The 21,112-nt window shown below is 71.3% G+C and carries 14 protein-coding genes; 7 read left to right on the top strand and 7 right to left on the bottom strand.

Annotation, left to right across the window (positions count from 1 at the left end):
* Window positions 1-25 precede the first annotated feature (25 nt).
* Together ACFZDJ_RS41055 and ACFZDJ_RS41050 are read right to left on the bottom strand one after the other, a co-directional pair.
* Complete coding sequence (locus ACFZDJ_RS41055) at window positions 26-1,945, bottom strand: IclR family transcriptional regulator C-terminal domain-containing protein (protein ID WP_391066769.1); 1,920 nt, start codon at window positions 1,943-1,945, stop codon at window positions 26-28.
* 171 nt (window positions 1,946-2,116) lie between these two features.
* Entirely contained in the window at window positions 2,117-3,400 is a 1,284-nt protein-coding gene (locus tag ACFZDJ_RS41050; protein ID WP_390930292.1) for a M6 family metalloprotease domain-containing protein, read from the bottom strand.
* A gap of 924 nt (window positions 3,401-4,324) precedes the next feature.
* On the opposite strand from ACFZDJ_RS41050, the gene ACFZDJ_RS41045 reads away from it, so the two are divergent.
* The gene (locus ACFZDJ_RS41045) at window positions 4,325-4,969 is read left to right on the top strand and encodes a TetR/AcrR family transcriptional regulator (RefSeq protein WP_384908089.1); all 645 of its coding nucleotides are present in this window, start codon (window positions 4,325-4,327) and stop codon (window positions 4,967-4,969) included.
* Between the two features lie 158 nt (window positions 4,970-5,127).
* The gene (locus ACFZDJ_RS41040; protein ID WP_211118732.1) at window positions 5,128-6,678 is read left to right on the top strand and encodes an MFS transporter; all 1,551 of its coding nucleotides are present in this window, start codon (window positions 5,128-5,130) and stop codon (window positions 6,676-6,678) included.
* Window positions 6,679-6,879: 201 nt separating this feature from the next.
* Here the strand turns inward: ACFZDJ_RS41040 and ACFZDJ_RS41035 are convergent, their stop codons facing one another.
* The gene (locus ACFZDJ_RS41035; RefSeq protein ID WP_168492601.1) at window positions 6,880-7,389 is read right to left on the bottom strand and encodes a MarR family winged helix-turn-helix transcriptional regulator; all 510 of its coding nucleotides are present in this window, start codon (window positions 7,387-7,389) and stop codon (window positions 6,880-6,882) included.
* A 128-nt stretch (window positions 7,390-7,517) separates the two neighbouring features.
* Here ACFZDJ_RS41035 and ACFZDJ_RS41030 point away from each other — a divergent pair, with 128 nt between their 5' ends.
* A complete protein-coding gene (locus ACFZDJ_RS41030; protein ID WP_384908091.1) occupies window positions 7,518-8,330 on the top strand; it encodes a dioxygenase in 813 nt (270 codons plus the stop codon).
* Window positions 8,331-8,367: 37 nt separating this feature from the next.
* Here ACFZDJ_RS41030 and ACFZDJ_RS41025 read toward each other — a convergent pair whose 3' ends face one another.
* Window positions 8,368-8,907, bottom strand: coding sequence for a GNAT family N-acetyltransferase (locus tag ACFZDJ_RS41025; protein ID WP_101404531.1), 540 nt, complete (start codon window positions 8,905-8,907; stop codon window positions 8,368-8,370).
* A gap of 169 nt (window positions 8,908-9,076) precedes the next feature.
* On the opposite strand from ACFZDJ_RS41025, the gene ACFZDJ_RS41020 reads away from it, so the two are divergent.
* Together ACFZDJ_RS41020 and ACFZDJ_RS41015 are read left to right on the top strand one after the other, a co-directional pair.
* Window positions 9,077-10,078, top strand: a complete 1,002-nt coding sequence (locus ACFZDJ_RS41020) for an RNA polymerase sigma factor RpoD/SigA (protein WP_101404532.1) — start codon at window positions 9,077-9,079, stop codon at window positions 10,076-10,078.
* Between the two features lie 631 nt (window positions 10,079-10,709).
* Complete coding sequence (locus ACFZDJ_RS41015; RefSeq protein WP_390930911.1) at window positions 10,710-11,309, top strand: TetR family transcriptional regulator; 600 nt, start codon at window positions 10,710-10,712, stop codon at window positions 11,307-11,309.
* Window positions 11,310-11,368: 59 nt separating this feature from the next.
* On the opposite strand, the gene ACFZDJ_RS41010 is transcribed toward ACFZDJ_RS41015, so the two are convergent.
* The gene (locus ACFZDJ_RS41010; RefSeq protein WP_391066767.1) at window positions 11,369-12,388 is read right to left on the bottom strand and encodes a WYL domain-containing protein; all 1,020 of its coding nucleotides are present in this window, start codon (window positions 12,386-12,388) and stop codon (window positions 11,369-11,371) included.
* A 61-nt stretch (window positions 12,389-12,449) separates the two neighbouring features.
* Between ACFZDJ_RS41010 and ACFZDJ_RS41005 the strand changes: the two genes are divergently transcribed.
* A complete protein-coding gene (locus tag ACFZDJ_RS41005) occupies window positions 12,450-14,027 on the top strand; it encodes a DHA2 family efflux MFS transporter permease subunit (protein ID WP_390930286.1) in 1,578 nt (525 codons plus the stop codon).
* Window positions 14,028-14,350: 323 nt separating this feature from the next.
* Window positions 14,351-16,123, top strand: coding sequence for an aKG-HExxH-type peptide beta-hydroxylase (locus ACFZDJ_RS41000; protein ID WP_391066764.1), 1,773 nt, complete (start codon window positions 14,351-14,353; stop codon window positions 16,121-16,123).
* Between the two features lie 44 nt (window positions 16,124-16,167).
* Here the strand turns inward: ACFZDJ_RS41000 and fxsT are convergent, their stop codons facing one another.
* Window positions 16,168-20,028, bottom strand: a complete 3,861-nt coding sequence (gene fxsT / locus ACFZDJ_RS40995) for an FxSxx-COOH system tetratricopeptide repeat protein (protein WP_390930282.1) — start codon at window positions 20,026-20,028, stop codon at window positions 16,168-16,170.
* The gene (locus tag ACFZDJ_RS40990; protein ID WP_390930280.1) at window positions 20,025-21,017 is read right to left on the bottom strand and encodes a MoxR family ATPase; all 993 of its coding nucleotides are present in this window, start codon (window positions 21,015-21,017) and stop codon (window positions 20,025-20,027) included. Before ACFZDJ_RS40990 ends, fxsT begins: the two co-directional genes overlap by 4 nt.
* Window positions 21,018-21,112 lie beyond the last annotated feature (95 nt).

Here is a 21,112-nt window from a genome sequence, read left to right as displayed (position 1 = left end):
GTCAGAAGGGGGACGCGCCCATGCGTCACGTCCGCGGTACCCGGCGAAACCGTCCCGCCACCCACAGGTCCTCCTCGATCCGCCCCACCGTGGCCCGCAACTCCGGCAGCACCTCGGCGACGCACTCCTCGGACGTACGGCGGCTGCTGTGCATTGCGACATTGACGGCGGCCACGACCCGCCCACCGCGCTCGCGCACCGGCACCGCGACCGAGCGCAGCCCCACCTCCAACTCCTCGTCGACCAGGGCGTATCCCTCTTCCCGTACGCGGTCCAGGACGGCCTTCAGCCGAGCGGGGTCCGTGATCGTGCGGGGGGTCAACGGGAGCAGTTCGGTGAGCGGCGGCTCGGGCAGGTCCGCCAGCATCACCCGGCCCAGCGCGGTGGGGTACGCGGGCAGGCGGGTGCCGATGGTGATGTGGACGCTCATGACGCGGCTGGTGGAGACGCGGCCCGTGTACTGGATCTCGTCGCCGGTCAGGATCGCCAGCGACACCGAGTCGTGCAGCCGCTGCGAGAGTTCGGTGAGGTGCGGGGCGGCGATCTCGGCGAGCGAGGTCCGCGACAGGGGAGGGAAGCCGAGGCCCAGCACGCGGGGGGTGAGGCGGAAGACGCGGTCGTGCGCGGTGACGTATCCGAGGTGTTCCAGGGTGATCAGGGCGCGGCGGGCGGTCGCCCGGGCGAGCCCGGTGGCCCGGGCGACCTCGGTGAGGTTCAGTTCGGCGCGGCCCTCGCCGAAGGCGGTGATGACGGTGAGGCCCCGGGCCAGCGACTCGATGAACTCCCGGCCCAGTTCCTGCTTGGAGGCGCCGGTCCAGACGGCGAGGCCGGAGGGGGCGGCGGTGGGGCGGGGCGCGTCGGATTCGGCGTGCCGTGCCTCGCGCAGTTCCCGTTCCATCGCGGCGACGGCCTCCCGCAGCCGGGGCAGCACGGCGTCGCGCAGATCGGCCGCGGTGTGCCGGCTGGTGTGGCTGACCACGCTCACCACACAGGCGATGCGGCCCGCCTCCCGTACGGGCAGGGAGAGGGCGACCAGGCCCGGTTCGATCAACTGGTCGTCCAGCGCCCAGCCGGCCTCCCGCGCCTCGGCCGTACGCTGCTCGAAGTCGTCGCCGAGAGTGGGAAGTCGACGTGCGCTTCGGCCGGCGTCCGGCTCCTGCGGCCCGCCCGCCGTGCGGCCCTTGCCGACTGTGAGGTCCTTGCCGACCCTGAGGTCCTTGCCGACCCTGAGTTCTTTCCCGCCCGCAAGGTCCTTCCCGTCCACAAGGTCTCTGCCGTTTTTGCCGTTCGTGCGGTTCGCGCCGCTCCTGTCCTTCTCGTCGTTCCGGTCGTCCTCGCCGTACTCGATCGGCCGGCTGCGCGCCGGGACTGCCGGAAACCCCCGGTCCTCCGGGTCGGCCGCGCGCCGCTCGTGCCACCGCGCCCACTCCCGTTCGCCCCACTCGGTGGCGAACAGCGGGCCGGGGGCGGTGCGTTCGGCGGGCAGCAGGTCGCCGATGCGGAAGCTCAGCGACATGGCGCGGCGCCGGGTCGCCTGGTGGATGAAGCGGATGCCGTCCTGGTCGCCGACCGCGAGCGAGACGGACTCGTCGAGCTCGTCGGCGAGGGCGTCGGCGTGCGCGTCGAGGAGGCGGGGCAGGCGCAGGGCGGCCAGGTAGGCGTTGCCGAGTTCCATCAGACGGGGGGCCAGGACGGCGTCGCGGCCGTCCAGGCGTACGTACCCCCGGCGCGCCAGGGTCGCGGTGATCCGGTCGACGGTGGAGCGCGCGAGTCCGGTGGACCGCTCCAGACCGCTGAGGCTGGACACCCCGCCGGCGTCGGTCAGCCGCCGCAGTACGGCGATACCGCGGATGAGGGGGGTGACGGCCTCGGCGGGCACCGCGGCCTCGGCGCCCGCGGCGCTGCTGGTGCCGGTCCCGGGGGCCGGTGCGACGTTCGATGGCATGGGCTCTCCGTTGTGGATCTCTGAAGAGACGCAGTCGCGGATCTCCGAAGAGACTCAGAACAGACACCGTAGTCCTTGCACGGCCAGGTCAGCAGGTCGGAGGCCGGGAGCGGCGGGGGAGAGGCCGGTCAGGGACGGGGGAACGGCCGGTCGGGGCGGGGGAGAGACCGGTCAGTGGCGTGTGACGGACACCCGGTAGTCGCCGTTCGGATCCGTCGCCGTGACCGAGATCGTGATGCCGGTCTTGGGGTCCTTGAAGGACTCGCCGGGGGCGAAGGGGGCGTCGGAGAGTTCCGCGTGGACGTTGGGGCTGCGGGTGCAGCCGCCGCTGTGGCGCTTGGAGTCGTAGACGGTGATGGGGCCGTTTCCGGTGTCCACGCTCGCGTCGACCTTGTAGATGAGGATGCCGGGGCGGCAGACGGCGGCGTCGTTGCCGTCGTGGGTGCGCAGTTCGAAGGCGTACCCGGTCTTGGTACTGGTGGGTACGAAGACCAGCTTCTCGCCGCCGGGCCGGGACAGCGGGGTGAGGGTGTACTCCGTCGTCCCGGGCGACGCGGCGCATCTGACCTGCGAATCGTCGAGCCAGCCCAGCTTCCACTTGTGCCAGCCGAGGAGGTCGTTGTCGGCTCCCCAGTCCTCGCTCATGATGTCCCAGTGGCCGACCGCGCCTCCGCCCTCCGGGGTGTAGAGGTCGGGCAGGCCGAAGGTGTGGCCGTTCTCGTGGGGGAGTACCCGATAGCCGGTCTCGGCGTAGGAGCCGGAGCCGTCGTCCTGGCGGCTGTAGACGAAGGACGCGTTGGAGACGGGGACGCCGTCGGCGATGGGTGCCTCGGCGTTGCCGGCGAAGGTGACGGACAGGACGGTGTCCAGGGCGGAGGGCCCGGCGTTCGGCGTCACCAGCACGTTCAGGAGGTCGTACGAGCGGAAGTCCACCTCGGGGTCGGCCGTGGCCACTATGTCCTGGACCAGATCGCGGTAGCCGGGGTCGAAGGGGGCGCCGCGTTCTATGCCGTACGCCTTGAAGGGCTTGGGCATGCGCAGCCAGTGGTGGATGGGGGTCTCGGGGCGGTAGTCGAGGCGGCCGTAGGAACTGGTGCGAAACCAGTTCTGGGTCTGCGGGAAGAACTCGGCGAGGCGGTCGAGTGCGCTGCCCGGGCCGGGCGCGTCGGAGAAGTCGACCATCAGGGTGAGGGCTCGGACGGTGCCGGTGGAGCGGGCGTAGCCGGGGTGGGTCGGTATGCCCTCTCCCATCTGTACGCTCATCGCGCCGCTGATCATGCAGGGACCGAGCGCCGTGGAGCGGGCCAGCGCGATGGAGCCCGCCGTCGTGGAGCCCGCCGGGAGGTGACCGGTGCCGGCGGAGGTGCTGACCGTCAGCGTCAGAAGGGTCACTGTGGCGAGGGCGGCCACGCGGCGCGAGCGTATCCGGCGGCTGGTGGGCTGCATCGGCTGCATGCATGGGCCCTTCGCTCACGGCAGCCGCCTGGTCACCGGCTGCACCCTGTGCGATCACCCTGTGACGGGGGGCGCGGGGGCGCGCGCTGGAAGCGCCCGAACGTGGGTTTCTTCCCGGGGTAGGGGTGACGGGAGCCGCGCCGGAGGTTTGACCAAGGGCCGGGGCAAACGCTCAGGCACGGATGCCGAGTCGCGGCTGGGGCGGCTACCGAGCTGCGGCTGGGGCGGATGCCGAGCTGCGAGTGGGGCGGATGCCGAGATGCGGGCCCGCGTCGGATGCTCGGGCCTCCGGCCGCGCCGCGTCGGATGCTCGGGCCTCCGGCCGCGCCGCGTCGGATGCTCGGGCCTCCGGCCGCGCCGCGTCGGATGCTCGGCCCCCGCCCGCGCCCCGCCGGGCGCTTGGCCGGGAGCCGCGCTGGGCGCATGGCCGTTGGCCGCGGAGGATGCCAGTCGCGAGCCGCGCCGGATGCCTGGCCGCGCGCTACGCGGGATGTTCGGCTGCTAGCCGCGCTGGATGCTCTGCCGGAAGTCGCCAGATGCTCTGCCGGGAGCCGCGTCGTATGCTCCGCCGGTACTCACGCCGGATGCTCGGCCGCGCGCCGCGCAGGATGCTGCGCGGGGAGCCTGGCTCAATGCTCGGCCTGGAAACACCGCGGACGCCGGGCCGCCCGCCATGCCGCCCGCCACGCCGGACACCAGGCCGCGCACCACGCCTGACGTCGGACTCCAGGCCGCCCGCCACGCCGGGCGCCCGGCCGCCCACGATCCCCTCGATATCAAGTGACACAGGTCACATCAAATCTCTGGGAATGCGGGAAATAACCGGGGACGGTTTCCCCGTTTAGCCATGTGTCCGAGCGAAACGGGGATGGATTCCCCGGATCGCACCACAGTCTTCCTACACCTACGTCTGAGGAGTACGCCGTGGAGACCGCCACCCCCGTGAAGCGTCGCGTGCCCCGGCCCCGCGCCGATGCCCTGCGCAACCGGGAGCGGATCGTCGCCGCCGCGCGTGAGATGTTCGTCGAGTTCGGCCCCGAGGTGCCGTTCGACGAGATCGCCCGCCGCGCCGGTGTCGGCAACGCCACGGTGTACCGCAACTTCCCGGACCGCGACGCGCTCGCGCGGGAGGTCGTCTGCTCGGTGATGGACCGCACGTCGGAGTGGATCGAGTCGGCTCTCGCCGAGGGCGGCGACGCCTTCCAGGCGCTGAGCGACTTCGTGCACTTCGCGGCGGACGAGCGGATCGGCGCCCTGTGCCCCATGCTCTCCGAAGCCTTCGATCAGCACCATCCGGATCTGTTCGCCGCACGCGAGCGGACCATGGAGATGATCGAGGCGCTGATGGGGCGCGCCCGTGAGGCCGGACAGTTGCGTCCCGACGTCGAGTCCGGCGACGTGATGATCGCCGTCAGTCAGCTCACCCGGCCGCTGCCCGGCACCGCGTGCCAGGGCATCGACCGCTTCGTGCACCGTCATCTGCAGCTGTTCCTGGACGGTCTGCGGGCACCGGCCCGCTCCGTACTGCCCGGAGTGGCGGCCACCGTGGAGGATCTGCGAACAGCCTGACCAGCAGCCAGACCAGCCCGACCGATGAGATCGGCGCACAGCGCCAGTCCTTAGTCCGACAAGCTTCCGGAAGCTTGCGGCCGTCGACGAAGACGAGCCGCCGGCTCTCGTGACTTTCCCTCACCTTTTCACTGCGAAGTACCGGAGTGGGTATCCCCATGTCTGAAACAGGCACCTCAGCCTCGGCGAAGTCGGCGGCCGAACTCGCCGACGCACACAGCAACCGCTGGAAAGCGCTCGCGTTCATCGCGCTCGCCCAGCTGATGGTCGTCCTCGACGCGACCATCGTGAACATCGCGCTGCCCTCCGCCCAGCAGGACCTGGGGATATCGGACGGCAACCGTCAGTGGGTCATCACGGCCTACGCCCTCGCCTTCGGCGGTCTGCTGCTCTTCGGCGGCCGTATCGCCGACCTGTGGGGGCGCAAGCGCACCTTCGTCACCGGTCTGATCGGCTTCGCGGGCGCCTCCGCCCTCGGCGGCGCCGCGCAGAGCTCGGCGATGCTGCTCGGCGCCCGCGCGCTGCAGGGCGCGTTCGGCGCACTGCTCGCGCCCGCCGCGCTCTCGCTGCTCGCGGTGATGTTCACCGACGCCAAGGAGCGCGCCAAGGCGTTCGGCATCTACGGTGCGATCGCCGGTGGCGGTGGCGCCGTCGGCCTGATCCTCGGCGGCTTCCTCACCGAGTACCTGAACTGGCGCTGGACGTTCTTCGTGAACATCCCGTTCGCGATCATCGCCGCCCTGGGTGCGTACTTCGTCATCCGTGAGCCGGCCGGTGGCCGCAACCGCTCGCCGCTCGACATCCCCGGCGTCATCCTCTCCACCCTGGGCCTGGTCTCCCTGGTCTACGGCTTCACCCGTGCCGAGTCCAACGGCTGGAGCGACTCCACCACCATCGGTCTGTTCGTCGCCTCGGCGGTGCTGCTCGCGGCCTTCGTCTTCACCGAGTCCAAGGTCAAGGCCCCGCTGCTGCCCCTGCGCGTCATCACCGAGCGCAACCGCGGCGGTGTCTACCTCTCGCTCGGCCTCGCGATCATCGCGATGTTCGGCCTGTTCCTCTTCCTGACCTACTACCTGCAGATCGTGAAGGGCTACTCGCCGGTCAAGACCGGCTTCGCCTTCCTGCCGATGATCGCGGGCATGATCACGGGCTCCACCCAGATCGGCGCCCGTCTGATGACCCGCGTCCCGCCGCGGCTGCTGATGGCACCGGGCTTCGCGCTGGCCGCCGTGGGCATGCTGCTGCTGACCCAGATGGAGATCAACTCCTCCTACGCGGGTCTGCTGCTCCCGGCCCAGCTGCTGCTCGGCCTCGGTATGGGTACGGCGTTCATGCCCGCCATGTCCCTGGCCACGTACGGTGTCCAGCCCAAGGACGCCGGTGTCGCCTCCGCGATGGTCAACACCTCGCAGCAGGTGGGCGGCGCGATCGGTACGGCCCTGCTGAACACGATCGCCGCCTCGGCGACCACCTCGTACATCAAGGACCACATCGCCGGTGCCGCCTCCAAGCCGCAGCAGCAGCTCGTCCAGCTGCAGGGCATGGTGAACGGCTACACCAACGCCATCTGGTTCGCCGTCGGCATCCTGGTGGTCGCGGCCACGATCGCCGCGACCCTCGTCAACACCGGCCGCCCGGACATGTCCGCGGCCTCCGGCGCGGGCGACGGTGTCGAGGACGAGGTCAAGGTGCCGGTGATCGCCCACTGATCACCCGTACCGCCCGTACCGCCGCTGGTACCTCCGGTGCTTCAGGTGCTTCGCGTACGGGCGCGGGGTGGGGACGCCTCGCCCGTACGAATCCCAGGGTCCGCCCCGGTTCCGAGTTCATCGGAGCCGGGGCGGACCCGCGTCCATCCCCTGCCGACCTGCCGACCTGCCGACCTGCCGACCCGCCGCCCCACCAACCCGTCAACGCAGCCAGGGCAGGTCCGCGCCCGCGTCCTTCGGCTGCAGCCCCTCGGCGATGATCCGCATGGCCTCGCCGAGGGCCTTGTGCTGTTCGGGCGTGAGCCGGTCGAAGAAGGCCTGCCGTACGGCGTCGACATGGCCCGGCGCGGCCTTGCTCAGCACCTCGTAACCGGCGTCGGTGAGGACGGCGAACTGGCCCCGCTTGTCGGAGGGGCAGTCCTCGCGGCGCACCCACCCGTTCTTCTCCAGGCGGGCGATCGCGTGCGAGAGGCGCGAGCGGGTGATCTTCGCGTTCATGGCCAGCTCGGTCATCCGCAGCCTTCTGCGCGGCGCCTCGACGAGCTGGACGAGCAGACCGTAGTAGACGTGCGGCATGCCCGCGTCGCGCTGCAGCTGACGGTCGAGATGGTCCTCGAGGAGGGTGGCGGCGTTCATGTACGCACGCCAGGTGCGCTGTTCCTCGTCGGTGAGCCAGCGCGGCTCTTCAGCGGAAGCGGATGCCGTATTCATGGACTCCACTGTACGAGCCCCTTCTTGAAGATTAAACAAATCGGGAGTATGGTTCCGCATGGAAGCTTGAGACTTCAAATAACTTCGCCATCGGTCTTACGATGAACCCCCCGGAGGGAGTAGCCACCATGTCTGCCGCCACGTCTGCCGTCACCGAGGGGCGTGCGCCGCTGGAGCGCATGCCCGCCCTCTACCTCAGTCATGGCGCCCCGCCGCTCGCCGACGACCCGATCTGGCCCGGACAGCTGGCCGCCTGGTCCGCCGAACTGCCCCGCCCCAAGGCGATCCTCATGGTCTCCGCCCACTGGGAGGAGGCCCCGCTGGCCCTCGGCGCGGTGCAGACCGTACCGCTCGTCTACGACTTCTGGGGTTTCCCCGAGCACTACTACCAGGTCCGGTACGCGGCTCCCGGCGCCCCCCAACTCGCCGAGTCCGTACGGAAGCTGCTGCGCGCCCCCGGCGTCCCCGTCCAGGACATCCCTGACCGCGGCCTCGACCACGGCGCCTACGTTCCTCTCGTCGAGATGTTCCCCGACGCCGACATCCCTGTCCTGCAGATCTCCATGCCGACCCTCGATCCGGTGAAGCTGATGGAGATCGGACGCAAGCTGGCGCCGTTGCGCGACGAGGGCGTCCTGATCGTGGGCTCCGGCTTCTTCACCCACAACCTGGCCGCACTGCGCCAGGGCGGCGTTCCCTCCTGGTCGGTCGAGTTCGACGACTGGGGCCACCGCGCCCTGGACGACCGTGACTGGGACGCCCTGCTCGACTTCGGCCACAAGTCCCCGGCCGGCCTGCTGGCCCACCCCCGTACCGAGCACTTCGCTCCGCTCTTCGTGACGATGGGCGCGGCGGACGCCACGGGCGAACTGGACGAGCAGCGGTCGGTGATCGACGGGTTCTGGCTGGGGCTGGCCAAGCGGTCGGTGCAGTTCGGCTGATCCGGAGGTCCTTCGGGCTGATCCGGAGGTCCCTCCGCTAGAGGCCCTTCTCGTACCAGGCCACATCCCAGTACCGGCCGAACTTCCGGCCCACCTCCCGGTACGTGCCGACGTGCCGGAACCCGAAGCGTTCGTGCAGCCGCACGGACGCTTCGTTGGGCTGGGCGATGCCCGCGTAGGCGCGGTGCACGTCCTCGTCGGCGAGCGCTTCGAAGAGGGCCTTGTAGAGCAGTGTGCCGACGCCCCGGCCGCCCGCGTCCGGGGCGAGGTAGATGGTGACCTCGACGGACGTGGCGTAGGCGGGCTTGGGGCGGAAGGCGCTGGATGTGGCGTATCCCAGAATCCGCTGTGCGTTCCCGGGAGTCCCCTGTGAGTCCGTGTCCGTGGCAACCATCAGGCGGTGCGGGCCGTCTTCAGGGTGGGAGAGCAGCCAAGGGCGTCGCTCTTCCGAGGTGAAGACGGCAGTGTCGAATGTGATGGGCGTCTCACGAACGTAGTGGTTGTAGATGGCCGTGAGGGCGTCGAGGTCGGCCTCGACTCCTGGCCTGACCTGCACCTCTGTACGTTCCGTTGGCATCCGACCTCCCAGTGTGGCGGCACAGGGTACTGCATGATCAGAAAAAGAGGGGGGCGGGTTGGGAATTCTGTCCGGATTCCAGTCGTTGTTTCCTTCGGATGCCGGGCACTCGGAAGAGTGTCCGAGCCGCCACTAGGACCCGCAAGCCCACCATCGCAAGGGAGCACGCATGGCAACCCGTGCCGTCGCCCGTCGTCAGTCCGCCACCGGCGAGACCAGCGACGCGGCGCGCAGTGTTCGCGCCGTAGGCGGCGAAATCGCCGACCGCGACCTGGTCGGCATGTACCTCGACGAGATCGCGCGTACGCCGCTGCTCGACGCCGCCAAGGAAGTCGAGCTGTCCCAGATCATCGAGGCGGGTGTGTTCGCTCGGCAGATCCTCGACGACGAGGTCGATGCCCCCAAGGCGGATGCGACCCGCGAGGAGCTCGAGGCGCTGATAGCCGAGGGGGAGCGGGCCAAAGACGTCTTCATCCGCTCCAACCTGCGGCTGGTCGTCGCCGTCGCCCGGCGGTATCCCCGGAGCGGCCTGCCCCTGCTCGACCTGATCCAGGAGGGCAACGCGGGCCTGGTGCGCGCGGTCGAGAAGTTCGACTACCGCAAGGGCTTCAAGTTCTCGACGTACGCCACGTGGTGGATCCGTCAGGCCATCACCCGCTCCATCGCCGACCAGTCGCGCACGATCCGCCTCCCCGTGCACCTGGTCGAGGAGCTGGGCCGGATCCGTCGCGTGCAGCGCGAGTTCAACCGCAAGAACGGGCGCGAGCCCGAGCACGCGGAGATCGCCGCCGAGCTGGACTCGACCCCGGAGCGTGTGACGGACGTCCTGGACTGGGCGCGCGACCCGGTCTCGCTGAACATGTCGGTGGACGACGACGGCGACACCCAGTTCGGTGACCTCCTCGAGGACACCTCCGCGGTCTCGCCCGAGCAGTCCGTCCTCACCCTGCTGCGCAGCGAGGAGCTCGACGACCTGATCGGCCGCCTCGACCAGCGCACGGCCTCGATCATCAAGATGCGGTACGGCATCGACGACGGCCGGGAGCGCACGCTCACGGAGGTCGGCAAGGAGCACGGGCTCACCCGTGAGCGCATCCGACAGATCGAGAAGCACGCGCTGCTGGAGCTGAAGAAGCTGGCCCGCGACACCGGTTTTGACGCGGCGGCTTAAGAATGTCCGTGGTTCGTGCGGTTTGCGTGGTTCATGTGGTTGGTGCGCCACGTATGGTTCGTACGGGTTCGACGGATCTGACGGACCTGATGGCCGAAGGTCGGCCATAAGTCGACCGGACATGGCCATGTAACGCCGCTTAACTCGCTGGGCTCTGGGCACAAGACCTCAGGGCCCAGGGTTCAGGGTCCCGGGGCGCAGCCCCAAGACCCCCCAGAACCGAGTCCCGACGCACTCCCCCCCCCGCGCCGGGACTCTCCAGAGCCGAGCTTCGGCGCCTTCCCCCCCCTGGCGCCGGGGCTCGGCTCCTTTTTGCGCAGGGTTCGTCGGGGCCGGCCGGGGCTCGTTCGGGGGATGGTCCGGGACTCGTTCCCGGGGAGCGGTGGTTTTCGGGCAGCCTGACGGGCCACCCCGTACCTGAACCCCGGGGTGACCCGGATGGCAGATTGTGCCACAGGGGCATAACCTGCCGTCCGTGACCGGTACCAACCGCGCGGCCCGCGCGTCCGACCCCCGCGTTCCGGGGGGTTCGTCGTCGGCCGATTGTGCCGGGGATGGTGATGAGGTCCGCTCCGGCGCGGCCGCCGCTCCCGGGCTCTCGCTCACGGAGCGACGCAAGGCCGCCACCCGGATGGAGATCGCGCGGGCCGCGGCCGGGCTCTTCATGAGGCACGGTCTGCGCGCCACCCGCGCCGAGGACATCGCCCGCGCCGCCGGTGTCGCGCCACGCACGTTCTACCGCTACTTCGCCGGCAAGGAGGAATGCCTCGCCCCGCTCTTCTCCGCGGGCGTCGAGAAGTGGGCCGAGGCCGTACGAGACGCCCCGGCCGACCTGTCCGTGCCGGAGGCGCTTCGCCACGCCGTCGTCCAGACCCTCACCCCGGGCGTCGGGGTGCGACCGGAGTCCATGGACTGGGCCCGCGCCCTGCTCCGGCTGGCCGAGGGGAGCCCGGCGCTGCTGAGGGTGTGGGGCGAGGCCTGTCAGGGCGCGGAGCGCACGCTGGCGCGGGTGCTGGAGGCGAGGGCTTCCGCGGCGAGCGGCGGGGCGGGTGCGTCGGCCGGTGGTGGGGCGGAGTTCCGGCTCGGTGCCGCCGTGGCCGGTGCGGCCGTTCGCGTGGCGGTGGAGGCCTGGGCCGCCGGGGACGAGCCGGCCGACGGCCCGGCCGGGCCGGTCGCGCTCGCGGTACGCCATCTGGAAGCCCTGCGCGACTTCCCCTGGGGAGCCGTGTGAGCGTGCCCTGGCGGGGAGTCGTGTGAACTCGCCTCGGACCGGTCGGGCCCGCGCGGGGCTCACCCGGCCCTGACACCAGGCCCTTCCGGGCGACCGCCCGCCGACCCGTCTTCCGAGCCACCGGCCGCCCGAGTCAGGCGCCCGCCCAACTCCCGTACGCACTCCACCAGTTCCGTCGGCCGTCGCACCGAGAACTCGCAGTCGACCATCGCGAGCCGTACCGCCAGCCACTCCACGGAGTCCCCGGCGGAGGAACGCAGCAGACAGCTGCCCTCGTCGATCGGCTCGGGTGCGCCGAACCACTTGGGCAGGCGGGCCGCGACGAACGCGGCGGGCGCGGCGAAGGCCACCTCGAAGTCGTACGTCTCCTGGCGCCCGTACATCGACTGCCGCAGGTACTCGGCCGCGCTCCCCGTCGGCAGTTCGCGTGGCGTGAAACGGACGCCGGTCGCGAAGGGCTCGGCGATCCGGTCGACGCGGAAGGTGCGCCAGTCGTCGCGGTCGAGGTCGTAGGCGACGAGGTACCAGCGGCGGCCGGTGGAGACGAGGCGGTAGGGCTCGGCCAGGCGTCGTGACGGGGTGTCGTCCCCGGAGCGGTAGGCGAACCGCAGCCGTTCCCGCCCGGTCACCGACGTGGCGATCACGGTCAGCGTCTCGGGCGCGATGCTCGCCCCGTCCCCGCTGGTCAGCGGGGTGGTCGCGGCCTGGAGCGTGGACACACGGTGGCGCAGCCGGGACGGCAGGACCTGCTCCAGTTTGGCGAGGGCCCGTACGGAGGCCTCTTCGACGCCCTCGACCGCGTGCCCGGCGCCGGCCCGCAGCCCCACCGCGATCGCCACCGCCTCCTCGTCGTCGAGCACGAGCGGCGGCATCGCCTTGCCCGCCACCAGCCGGTACCCGCCGTCGGCCCCCTTCGTCGCCTGCACCGGATAGCCCAGCTCCCGGAGCCGGTCGATGTCGCGACGGACGGTACGCCGGGACACGCCAAGACGCTCGGAGAGCTCGCCGCCGGGCCATTCGCGGGGCGTCTGGAGGAGGGAGAGGAGCTGGAGGAGCCGGGCCGGGGTGTCCGTCGTCATGTTTCCAGGGTGCCGCACATCTAGGACGTGATCTGACCTAATAGGGGTCTACCTTCACGCCATGACCTCCACCGAGACCACTCTCAGCAGTCCGGCCGAGCCGCCGCAGGGCCCGGCGGCCGTGGCCGACCGGCGGCGCTGGTTCGCGCTCGCCATCGTGATGACCGCGGCCTTCATGGACCTGGTCGACGTCACGATCGTCAACATCGCGATTCCCTCGATCAAGCGGGACGAGGGCGCGTCTTTCAGCCAGATCCAGTGGATCACCGCCGGCTACGCGCTCGCCTTCGCCGCCGGGCTCATCACCGGCGGACGGCTCGGTGACATCCACGGCCGCAAGCGGCTCTTCCTGGTCGGCATAGGCGGCTTCACGATCGCCTCCGCGCTGTGCGGCTTCGCCGCGAACCCGGAGATGCTCGTCGCCTCGCGCATCCTGCAGGGCGGGATGGCCGCGCTGATGGTGCCGCAGGTGCTGTCGATCGTGCACGCGACGTTCCCGGCGCACGAGCGGGGCAAGGTCTTCGGGCTCTTCGGCGCGATCGTCGGCCTGGGCGCCGTGTCCGGCCCGCTGCTCGGCGCGCTGCTCACCGAGTGGAACCTCTTCGGTCTGGAGTGGCGGCCGATCTTCCTCATCAACCTGCCGGTGGGCATCGCCGCGCTGATCCTGGGACGACGCTTCATCAGCGAGTCGAAGGCCCCCAAGGCCCTCAAGCTCGACCTCGTCGGCGTGGCCCTCGTGACGCTGGGCCTGCTGATGCTGCTCTACCCGCTGACGCGCGGGCGTGAGCTGGGCTGGCCGCTGTGGGGGTACGTGTCGATGGGCGGCGCCCTTCTCGTCTTCGCGGCGCTGGTGGCGTACGAGAAGCGCAAGGCGGCGCGGGACGGATCGCCGCTGGTCGAGCTGTCCCTGTTCAAGGTGAAGAGCTTCGCCGCGGGCATCGCAGTCCAGACCGTCTTCGGGGTCGGCCTCGGCATCTTCTTCCTGGTCTGGACGCTGTACATGCAGGTCGGCCTGGGCTGGACCCCGCTGCGGGCGGGGCTGACCGGGGTCCCGTTCTCGATCGCGGTCTCGGCCGCGGCGGGCATGTCGGTGCAGCTGCTCGTCCCGCGCTTCGGGCGCAAGGTGCTCCAGGCGGGCGCGCTGATCATGGCGGCCGGGGTGCTGCTCTACATCTGGGAGTCCGAGCGGTACGGCCTGTCCATCGCCTCCTGGCAGATGGCGCTTCCGCTGGTCGTCATGGGCGCGGGCATGGGCTTCATCGTGGCCCCGCTGACCGACGCCGTGCTGTCGGAGGTACCGCGCGAGCACTCCGGTTCGGCGTCCGGCCTCATCAACACCGTGCAGCAGATGGGCAACGCGCTCGGACTCGGCCTGGTGTCCGTGGTCTTCTTCGGCCAGATCGGCGACCGCCTGACCCCCGCCCAGGTGGGCCCGGCCTTCGTCAACGGCTTCCAGCACGCGCTGGGCTGGGTCGTGGCGGTGATGGTGGCGATCTTCGTGCTGATGTTCGCGCTGCCGAAGCGGCCGGCGCAGCATGTCGAGGGGGCGGGGGAGGACACCCCGGCCGGCGAGCGGGAGAGCGCGAACCCGGCCGCGGGCGCCCCGGTGTCCGACAGTGAGCCGGCGCTGCTGGGCTGACGTCCTGGTGCCGACGCCCTGGTCGTGTGCCCGTCCTCCGCCGCCGGAGGGCGGGCACACCTCGCTGGGGAGTGGTTCAGCGTTTCTTGAGAGCACACGTTGATATACGGTGACGTAATGTCATCGAGGGAACACGTCACCCCCCGTGAAGCGGTGGTGTCCGGGGCGCCGCAATCCTGGCTTCCCACGTTGTCGGCACTTTCGCTCGAGGAGGTCGCGGCCCTTGATGACGCCGTTCTACGGCCGTCGATCGAGCGCTTGACGTATCGCGTCGGCCGTCCCGTGTCCACGATCGCGGGCAGCGAAGGCGGTTAGGCCCGCGGATGCGTCTTCACCACCTCTCCAACCCCGTTTTGGACGCGCTGAACTCCGTCACCGAGAACGAGGAAGCCGTCGGATTTCTGCTTGAGGCGGAGTCGAGCCGGCGACTGTTGCTGTTGCGCGCGATCCTGGACGCGGCAGCGGACGCCGACGACGTCCGTCGGGCCTGGAAGCTGCTCGAAGCCGCCGAGCGGGCGGACCCGGCGGCCTTCCGTACGGTGCTCCTCGACCCGCAGGTGGGGGTGTGGGCGGCGAGCCTGCTGCGCAGACTGTCCCGGCCGGATCCGGCGGCGACCGAGATCGAGACACCGCTGCACGTGGAGCTGGGGTTCCTCGGGCAGTTGGCGGCAGCCGTGTTCATCACCGCCGGGGCGGACTTCCGTGCGTGTGTGCCGGTGCGGGAGGGGCGGGTGTTCCTGCCAGGCCTTGGCCGGGCCACGGTCGGTGGCGATCTCTGGGGGACCGCCGAGGTGTGGGGGCAGGACGGGGTGGTCCGGGTCGGCGCGGGCGGCGTGACCGTGACGGTGCCGGACGAGACGGAGAACGACGCCCCGGGCTGGGAGGGGCAGCGGTGGCTGCGCGCGGAACACGCGGGAGTCGGCCTCACCCTCGCCCTCGACGACCTCGGACCCTATGCACCGGTGCCGCAGCTGACGGCGCCCGGACGTCTTGCTCCCGCGCAGTTCGCTTCCTGGCAGCGCTGGTTCGAGCGCATGTGGCCGGTACTGGTGGAGGATCACACGGAGGGCGCCCTGGCCCTGGCCGCGGGCTTGCGTTCCGTCGTTCCGCTGCCGCGGGGCGAGCGGCTGCGCGCACGGGCGGCTTCGTCGAGCGACGCGTTCGGGTGCCTGCTGCTGTCCGAGCCGGACGAGGACGAGGACGTCCTACCGGCGCAGCTCGGGGTCGCCGTCCTGCATGAGTTCCGGCACACCCTGCTCAACGGCCTCATCTTCCTTACGCCGCTGTTCGACGAGTGCGACGACCTGTTCTACGCGCCCTGGCGCGACGATCCGCGCCCCCTCGGGGGGCTGGTGCATGGGGCCTATGCCTTCTCGGGGGTCGCGCACTACTGGCGCACGCGCGGTCCGGACGGGCTTGCGGGCTTCGAGTACGCGCTGTGGCGGAGCGCTGTCCGTACGGTGGTCGGGACCCTGCGCGGCCACCCCGCCCTGACTCCGCTGGGGCGTTCGCTGATCGGCAGCCTGGACGAACAGACCGCGCCCTGGCATGCGGAGTCGGTGGGAGCGCGTGAACAGCGCCTTGCGCACCTCGCGGTGGCCCATCACCGTGCGACCTGGCGTGTGCACCACCTCCATGTGCCCCCGGCGCATGCGAGGGAGCTGGCTGACAGCTGGCGGGCGGAGCGGCACGTGGATGTCGGCATGCGCCCCGAGCGCGTGTTGCGGGCCGATTCGGGCGCCTGCCGGCTCGACACGCTCGCGCTGCTGGCGCGCCTGAGCCTCATCGCCCCCGGCGAGTTCGACGCCCTGCGCGCGGCGGAGAACCCGGCGAGGAGGGTGCCGGGTGTCGGCCCCGCCGATATGGCGCTGGTGGACGGCGACGCCGCGACCGCGGTCAAGCTGTACACCGAGGAACTCATGGGTCCGGTCGCCAGACCCGCCGCCTGGGCCGGACTTGGCCTCGCGCTGGCCGAGTATGGCGAGCGAGCCGCCGGGACCGCCCTGATCGAACGGCCCGAACTGGCCCTGGCCGTCAGCCGGTCGCTGTCCACCCCGCCCGATCCGGTGCTTCTGGCTCACTGGCTCGCGGAGTAGGGGCACTTGTCGGGCCGGTTCCGAGCCGGGCGGCGCGGGTTCCGTCACAGAGGCATCGGATCGATGTCGCAGTCCGCGCGGTGGTCCCAGTCCGCGGCCTGGGCGACCGCCGGGTGGCCGCTGCCCAAGGTGCGGTGGAGACGGTCGCGGGTGTCGCGGTGCAGTGCCTGCGCCTCCTCGTCCCGTCCCATGGCCCGTAGATCCATGGCGAGGTTCGCGGCGCAGGCCAGAGTGGAGGGGTGTTCGTCGTCGAAGACCTCCCGGGACCTGCGGAGTGTTTCGGTGTCGAGGTCCAGCGCGCCGGCCGCGTCGCCGAGCGCGTAGTGGTCGCTGGCGAGATTGGTGCGGCACACCAGCGCGGAGGGGTGTGTCGCCTCCAGCGTCTGTGTGAGCTGCTCGAGGGCCACGGCGTCGATGTACTGTGCGGCCGCGGCGTCGCCCAGGAGCCGATACGTGATCGCGAGGTTCACTGCGGCGGACAGGGCATGCGGGTGGTGCTTGCCGTACGTCTCCTCGTACCGCCGGCAGATCGCCGTACCCAGACGCAGTGCTTCCTCCAGGTCTCCCCGGTGGCGCAGGTGGATGGTCAGTTCGAGGGTGGCGGCCATCGACTCGGGGTTGCGGTCGCCGTACCGGCGTACGAGCTCCGCGCGAATGCGCTGCGCCGTCGCCGCGGCCTCCTCGTGCTCGCCGGCCTTGCGCAGGGCGACGGCCAGGAGGCGGATGCAGGACAGGGTGAACGGGTTGCTGCCGCCGAGCAGCGTGGTGGCCTGCTCGGTGATCTCGCGGTGGTAGGTCAACGCTGTTTCGTAGTCGCCGAGTTCACGGAGGTCGACGATCATCCCGAGCCAGGTGCTCAGTGAGTCGATGTGGTCCTGGCCGAAGATCTGGATGCGGTTGCGCCAGGTCTGCTGGTCCAGTTCGTAGGCGCGGGCGAACATCCCCACCAGGCGCAGGCTCACGCCGAGGTTGTGCGCGGCCCGCAGTGTCTCCGGGTCGTCCGGACCGATGAGTTGCAGGGACTGCTGGTGCACGGAGTCGGAGAGCTGGAGGGCCTCGGTGAAGGCGCCGCGCACGCGGTGGTCTATGGCGACGTTGCCGAGCGCGGCGAACGTGTCCTGGTGGTGGGGACCCAGTGACCTGAGATGTGCTTCCAGCGTCTTCGTGTTGAGCTCGGCGGCTTCCTGGTAACGGCCCATGCTGAACTGGAGGAACGCCAGCCAGCGGGCGATCTGCAGGGTCTGGGTGTGCTCCGCGCCCAGGCGACCGGACCAGTCGTCGTAGGCGGTTCGGGCGAGTTCCAGACAGGACTCGTAGTCCCCCCAGCGCCGCAGGTACTTGACCTCGTTCACCACCAGCCTGCGCACCCAGGTCTCGTCGGACTGCACCGCGCCGGAGACGACCACGTGGGGATAGAGCGCGCCGTACCGATCCCAGCGCAGCGCGTTGCTGGGGTCGTTGGGGTCGCTCGCCACCAGCAGCATGTGCGCCCCGTGCCGCATGGTGGCCCGGTCCTCCTCGGTCATCCGGAACTGCAGCGCCGCCTGAACCAGCCGGTGCATCTGGAGCGAGTTGGTGCGGTGGTCGAAGCGGGCCAGGGAGTAGCGGCCGATGTCGCGGATGGCCTGGCCGAGCCGGATCGGATCCTCCAGGGCGGTGTCCAGCTCGGGGGTGATGGGACTGGGTGGCATCCGCATGAACATGGTCCGCGCGATGGGTTCGGGCGCGTAGAAGGAGCACACCTGAAGCAGCTGGTACGCGGCCGGACTCTTGGCCTCCAGCCGGTCCAGGGAGATGTTCCAGGCGGCTATCACCGGATGCTGGTTGCCGAGCGGCGCGGTGCCGCGCAGCAGGTCCACGCGCTTCTCGTCGAGCAGCCGCAGGTACTCGTCCACGGGCATGCCCGTCTCCGCGTGCCAGGCGGCGGCCTGCTCGATGGCGAGCGGCAGGTCACCGAGTGCCTCCGCGAGCCGGTCGGCCTCCGCGTCGCTGATCTCCGGTCCGCGTACGCGCAGCAGCTGTTTGCTCTCCTCCCGCATGAAGACGTCGACCTCCAGCGGCCGGGCGACGGAGGCCCATTGGGGGTTGCGCGAGGTGACGAGGATGTTGCCCGGTCCTCCGGCCGGGAAGAACTGCCGTACGGATTCCGGGCTTTCGGCGTTGTCGAAGACCAGGATCCAGTTGGTGTAAGGCACGCCGATGCGCAGCGCCTCCAGGACCGAGGCGACGGTCGAGGAGACGTCGGACCCGGTCGGCAGGCCCAGGCGCGGTGCCAGTTCCACCAGGGACAGGGAGATCTGCGCGGTGCGCTCCGCGGAGATCCACCAGACCACGTCGTACTCCGCCATACGACGGTAGAGGTACTCGACGGCCAGCAGGCTCTTGCCGACGCCGCCCATGCCGTGCAGCGTGTGGGGCAGCACGGCGGTCGCCTTCTCCCGCAGCAGCCGCTGGTGCAGCTTGTCGAGGAGTTCCTCGCGGCCCGTGAAGTTCGGATTCCTGGGCGGGATGTTTCCCCAGATCGTGGGCGTGCTCCTGGTACGTCCGTTGCCCACCGTGCTCGCCGGGGCCTGCTGCGGCATCACCGGCCTCCTCTTCCCCTGATCGGTCCGACGGTCGGCGTCGCCCGGGGGCCGGGCGACGGCATCGCTGGGTGCTGTGGGTGCTGTGGGTGCTGTGGGTGGTGCGGGTGTGGTGGTGCCGTGCTGCTGTGCGCGCTGCGGGCGTTTCCGATCGGCCGGGGCGGCCGCGAGGGCCTCGTCGACCTCCCTCGCCGGCTTCAGGAACGGCCCGGACAGGGCGTGGAGCACAGCGCTCTCCGCCATGAGCCACGGCCCGGACTCCGCGTCGACCGGCGGGAGTCGGTGCACGGCGGCCCCGCGCAGCAACCGGGGCAGTCGCCACAAGTGTTCCCCGCCGGATCCCCGGCGATCCCCGATCAACTCGACTACTCGCACCACATCGGTACGCCGTCCGGTGGCCAGCAGCTCCTCGCGGACCCCGGGGGCGAACGCGAACGTGGTGTGCCCGCCGTCCGCCGGCCGGACCAGGCCGTGCACCAGCAGGTGGGCGACGTCGGTGAGGGAGGTGCCGGGCAGGAGCGCGCCCCGCACCTCCTCGATCAGCCCGGCGCTGAGGGGTGTCGCGGAGAGCATGGTGGCGAGCGTGAACACGCTCCGGGGCACGGACGACTGGAAACGCGCCACCCGAGCCGCCGGGGTCGGGACGGGCTCCGCCGCCGCCGGACCGGCGGGTACGCGTGCGCGGGGGAACATCACCGCCATCGGCAGCCACGACGGAGGGCCCCCGCCCAGCAGGCCGGACCAGGCGTCCAGCCAGCGGGGGGTGAGTTCGAGCACGGGCACCGCCACGTCGGGGCGGTGGGCGGGCGGCAGGCCGTGGACATCGGGGCCCAGGCCGCGGGGCCGCCACCGCATCCGGTGGTTGGCCACGCCCGGGGCGGGCGAGCGCAGCAGCACCTGCCAGCCGCGCAGCCCCGTCGCGTGCCACACCGGGTGCGGGAGCAGGTGGATCAGCGCGAGCGGTCCGGACTGGCCCCAGCGGCGCAGCAGCGGTTCCACCTCGTGGGTGCGCCAGCGCGGGCCCGCGCCGTCGGTCAGGACCAGGGTCAGCCGGGTGCCCGCACGGTGACGCGGCAGGGTCGCCGGGTCGGCACTGTGCCCGTAGGGCAGCCTGTGCGTGGTGATCCGGCCGAAGGCCCCGCACCGATGCAGCGCCGTGGCGAACTCGTGGACCGTCCGGTGCCAGATCCCCATCGTCGGCCCCACGTCGGCCACCACCGCCACGTCCCGGACGGCGGTGCGGCCGAGCGCGGTGCCGATGCGCCGCAGGGCCTCCGGGAGCCCCGGCGGGAGAGCCGCGGGAAACGGGCCGGGCCCGGTCATGGCTCCTCCGGCGCGGTCCACTGCCAGAGGGTGTCGACGGCCTCCTGCCAGTTGCCGTCCTCCGCCACGGCCTGGAGGACACCGTCGGCGGCCAGGCGGAGTGCGTCCAGGAACCGTTCGAGGACCGGCCCCTCGGCGGCGGCGGCCCGTTCGACGAAGGCGTCCACGGCGTCCGGCGCCGGGCCGGGACGTCCGGGCTCCGACGGGAACCGGTTCGCGGCGATGGCGCGCAGCAGGTCCGGGCCGGGCCGCTGGGACCGTAGGGTCACACAGCGGCGTACGAGATCCGCCGGCAGATCCCGCTCCCCCGTGGTGGTGATGACCACCACGGGGAAGGCACGGCAGCGCACCGCTCCGTCCGGCAGCGGCACCGCGGCCGACGGATCGTCGTGGGACGACACCCGAAGGCCGGTGGAGCCGGCGCCGGGCAGAGCGAACCCTCCGGCCGTCAGTACCGTGCACAGGTCCTCGGGCAGGCCGATCTCGGCCCGGTCCAGCCGGTCGATCAGCAGCACACGGGGCCTGCGGTACGGCAGGAAGGCGGTACCCAGTGGCCCGAGCCGGATCCCACCGCCGTACTCGCCCGTGTCATGACCCTCGTACGGGCCGTCGTACGGGCCGTCGTACAGGCCCTCCCGGAGGGTGCTCAGGGAGGTGATCGGCCAGCGCAGGACGCGGCCGAGGCCGAGCTCCCCGCTGATGCGGTAGGCGAGGGACGACTTGCCGGTGCCGGGCTCGCCCGTGACGAGCAGGGGGCGGCGCAGATGCAGCGCCACGTTCACCCGTGCCACCTCGTCCGGCGGAGCCGGCAGTGGCTGTCTGATGGTGCCCAGCACCGTGGGGGCGCACGGGTCGTCGACGGGTGGCGGGGCGAGTTCGGGGCCGCCGCCGAAGCTGCGCCAGGCCGGTGCCTGGGGCCACTCCTCCGGTGTGGCACCGGGCAGCCCCGTGCCTCGGTACAGTCCCCACGACTGGCTGTTCGGCGGCATGAACGGCGTCCCTCCGTAAGGCGACTGGGCTGCGATGACCGGACCGGTGGCGCAGGTCCGCACTGCTGGTCGGTGGTCATGGGTCCGCACTGCTG

Origin of the sequence: Streptomyces sp. NPDC007896 (genome assembly GCF_042959425.1) — a bacterium.
In the GTDB taxonomy this organism is placed as follows: Bacteria; Actinomycetota; Actinomycetes; order Streptomycetales; family Streptomycetaceae; genus Streptomyces.
The sequence above is the reverse complement of the archived record's forward strand: the minus strand, read 5'-3'. Positions and strand labels throughout refer to the sequence as shown.

Excerpts from the sequence above, each read along its gene's own strand:
- ACFZDJ_RS40990 (WP_390930280.1), bottom strand. The coding sequence starts at position 21,017 with ATGCCGCCGAACAGCCAGTCGTGGGGACTGTACCGAGGCACGGGGCTG.
- ACFZDJ_RS41010 (WP_391066767.1), bottom strand. The coding sequence starts at position 12,388 with ATGACGACGGACACCCCGGCCCGGCTCCTCCAGCTCCTCTCCCTCCTC.
- ACFZDJ_RS41030 (WP_384908091.1), top strand. The coding sequence starts at position 7,518 with ATGTCTGCCGCCACGTCTGCCGTCACCGAGGGGCGTGCGCCGCTGGAG.
- ACFZDJ_RS41055 (WP_391066769.1), bottom strand. The coding sequence starts at position 1,945 with ATGCCATCGAACGTCGCACCGGCCCCCGGGACCGGCACCAGCAGCGCC.
- ACFZDJ_RS41020 (WP_101404532.1), top strand. The coding sequence starts at position 9,077 with ATGGCAACCCGTGCCGTCGCCCGTCGTCAGTCCGCCACCGGCGAGACC.
- ACFZDJ_RS41040 (WP_211118732.1), top strand. The coding sequence starts at position 5,128 with ATGTCTGAAACAGGCACCTCAGCCTCGGCGAAGTCGGCGGCCGAACTC.
- ACFZDJ_RS41015 (WP_390930911.1), top strand. The coding sequence starts at position 10,710 with ATGGAGATCGCGCGGGCCGCGGCCGGGCTCTTCATGAGGCACGGTCTG.
- ACFZDJ_RS41000 (WP_391066764.1), top strand. The coding sequence starts at position 14,351 with ATGCGTCTTCACCACCTCTCCAACCCCGTTTTGGACGCGCTGAACTCC.
- ACFZDJ_RS41035 (WP_168492601.1), bottom strand. The coding sequence starts at position 7,389 with ATGAATACGGCATCCGCTTCCGCTGAAGAGCCGCGCTGGCTCACCGAC.
- ACFZDJ_RS41005 (WP_390930286.1), top strand. The coding sequence starts at position 12,450 with ATGACCTCCACCGAGACCACTCTCAGCAGTCCGGCCGAGCCGCCGCAG.
- ACFZDJ_RS41050 (WP_390930292.1), bottom strand. The coding sequence starts at position 3,400 with ATGCAGCCGATGCAGCCCACCAGCCGCCGGATACGCTCGCGCCGCGTG.
- fxsT (WP_390930282.1), bottom strand. The coding sequence starts at position 20,028 with ATGACCGGGCCCGGCCCGTTTCCCGCGGCTCTCCCGCCGGGGCTCCCG.
- ACFZDJ_RS41025 (WP_101404531.1), bottom strand. The coding sequence starts at position 8,907 with ATGCCAACGGAACGTACAGAGGTGCAGGTCAGGCCAGGAGTCGAGGCC.